General features: G+C 54.9%; 2 rRNA genes (1 of these 2 cut by a window edge). Both read left to right on the forward strand.

The window, feature by feature from the left end:
* Positions 1 to 16 precede the first annotated feature (16 nt).
* Positions 17 to 1,542: ribosomal RNA gene (locus EDF61_RS18590) — 16S ribosomal RNA — on the forward strand.
* A 598-nt stretch (positions 1,543 to 2,140) separates the two neighbouring features.
* Positions 2,141 to 2,962: ribosomal RNA gene (locus EDF61_RS18595) — 23S ribosomal RNA — on the forward strand; it runs 2,427 nt beyond the window's last position.
* Together the 16S and 23S rRNA genes form the textbook arrangement of a ribosomal RNA operon.

Here is a 2,962-nt window from a genome sequence, read left to right on the forward strand (position 1 = left end):
GGTGGCTTTTTATTTTTTTATGGAGAGTTTGATCCTGGCTCAGGATGAACGCTGGCGGCGTGCTTAACACATGCAAGTCGAACGATGAAGCCCAGCTTGCTGGGTGGATTAGTGGCGAACGGGTGAGTAACACGTGAGTAACCTGCCCCCGACTCTGGGATAAGCCCGGGAAACTGGGTCTAATACCGGATATTACCTTTGACCGCATGGTTGTTGGTGGAAAGATTTATCGGTGGGGGATGGACTCGCGGCCTATCAGCTTGTTGGTGAGGTAATGGCTCACCAAGGCGACGACGGGTAGCCGGCCTGAGAGGGTGACCGGCCACACTGGGACTGAGACACGGCCCAGACTCCTACGGGAGGCAGCAGTGGGGAATATTGCACAATGGGCGAAAGCCTGATGCAGCGACGCCGCGTGAGGGATGACGGCCTTCGGGTTGTAAACCTCTTTCAGTAGGGAAGAAGCGAAAGTGACGGTACCTGCAGAAGAAGCGCCGGCTAACTACGTGCCAGCAGCCGCGGTAATACGTAGGGCGCAAGCGTTATCCGGATTTATTGGGCGTAAAGAGCTCGTAGGCGGTTTGTCGCGTCTGCCGTGAAAGTCCGAGGCTCAACCTCGGATCTGCGGTGGGTACGGGCAGACTAGAGTGATGTAGGGGAGACTGGAATTCCTGGTGTAGCGGTGAAATGCGCAGATATCAGGAGGAACACCGATGGCGAAGGCAGGTCTCTGGGCATTTACTGACGCTGAGGAGCGAAAGCATGGGGAGCGAACAGGATTAGATACCCTGGTAGTCCATGCCGTAAACGTTGGGCACTAGGTGTGGGGGACATTCCACGTTTTCCGCGCCGTAGCTAACGCATTAAGTGCCCCGCCTGGGGAGTACGGCCGCAAGGCTAAAACTCAAAGGAATTGACGGGGGCCCGCACAAGCGGCGGAGCATGCGGATTAATTCGATGCAACGCGAAGAACCTTACCAAGGCTTGACATGTGCCAGACCGCCTCAGAGATGGGGTTTCCCTTCGGGGCTGGTTCACAGGTGGTGCATGGTTGTCGTCAGCTCGTGTCGTGAGATGTTGGGTTAAGTCCCGCAACGAGCGCAACCCTCGTTCCATGTTGCCAGCACGTAAAGGTGGGGACTCATGGGAGACTGCCGGGGTCAACTCGGAGGAAGGTGGGGATGACGTCAAATCATCATGCCCCTTATGTCTTGGGCTTCACGCATGCTACAATGGCCGGTACAATGGGTTGCGATACTGTGAGGTGGAGCTAATCCCTAAAAGCCGGTCTCAGTTCGGATTGGGGTCTGCAACTCGACCCCATGAAGTCGGAGTCGCTAGTAATCGCAGATCAGCAACGCTGCGGTGAATACGTTCCCGGGCCTTGTACACACCGCCCGTCAAGTCACGAAAGTTGGTAACACCCGAAGCCGATGGCCTAACCACCTTGTGTGGGGGGAGTCGTCGAAGGTGGGACTGGCGATTGGGACTAAGTCGTAACAAGGTAGCCGTACCGGAAGGTGCGGCTGGATCACCTCCTTTCTAAGGAGCTAACCATTATTGGTTGCCCATGCTGGACACGAGTGTTGTCCGGGTGGGTTGCTCATGGGTGGAATATCAATGGACTCAATACCGGAAAACGTGCTGGCTGATGCTGGTGCGGGGTATTGGCTGTGGCCGCGTGGTGCTTGGGCATCTGCTAGTACGCATTGCGAGGGGTTTTCTTCTTGCGGTGCTGGAATGCGGTGTGTGGGTGTTGCGTGGTTTGTATGGTTTGGCATGCTGTTGGGTTTTGAGGCAACAAGCCTCCTTTCCTGGTGAATGGTTGCCGGGGTTCTTCCTGTGGGGAGGGTCCTGGTGGTGTTCGCTTGGGTGAGGGGTTCTTGGTGTTTCGGTGTTTGTCCTGTGTTTGCTGCAAGGATGTCCTGTTGGATTGATGCTGGCCTTTGGTTGGTGTTGGTTTTGGGGTGTTGTTGCGGGGGTGCGGGGTTGTTGTTTGGGAACTGTATAGTGAACGCGAGCATCTTGCAGATGAGATGAGCTGGGTAGTCCTTTTCCTTGGATTGCCTGGTGTTGGAGTCTTGTCTGCGTGATTTTGTTAGATTGTTTTATTGCTCATATCTTTTGACTTTGATGTTGTGTTGAAGTTTTTAAGGGCGCACGGTGGATGCCTTGGCATCAAGAGCCGATGAAGGACGTGGGAATCTGCGATAAGCCTGGTGGAGTCGATAACCGGACGTTGAGACCAGGATTTCCGAATGGGGGAACCCCGCACCATGTTATGTGGTGTGACCTGCAGCTGAATGTATAGGCTGTGTGGAGGGAACGCGGGGAAGTGAAACATCTCAGTACCCGCAGGAAGAGAAAACAACAGTGATTCCGTTAGTAGTGGCGAGCGAACGCGGATGGGGCTAAACCGGTTGGTGTGTGATAGCGGATAGGCGTTGCATCACCGGGGTTGTGGGGTCGGCATGTACCAGCGCTATCTTGCTGGTGGGATGAGGTGCAGGCGTATAGGTGAATCGGTTGGAATGCCGGACCATAGAGGGTGATAGTCCCGTAGGTGTAATGCGTGTCTGCCGTTCTAGTGTTGATACCCGAGTAGCACGGGGCCCGTGAAACCTTGTGTGAATCTGCCAGGACCACCTGGTAAGCCTGAATACTACTTGATGACCGATAGTGAATCAGTACCGTGAGGGAATGGTGAAAAGTACCCCGGGAGGGGAGTGAAATAGTACCTGAAACCGTGCGCTTACAATCCGTTAGAGCTGGGGACTTGTTCCCTGGTGATGGCGTGCCTTTTGAAGAATGAGCCTGCGAGTTAGTGTTACGTCGCGAGGTTAACCCGTGTGGGGAAGCCGTAGCGAAAGCGAGTCTGAATAGGGCGTTTGAGTGGCGTGATCTAGACCCGAAGCGAAGTGATCTACCCATGGCCAGGTTGAAGCGCGTGTAAGAGCGTGTG

Source organism: Arthrobacter sp. JUb115 (assembly GCF_004365035.1).
GTDB lineage: Bacteria > Actinomycetota > Actinomycetes > Actinomycetales > Micrococcaceae > Glutamicibacter.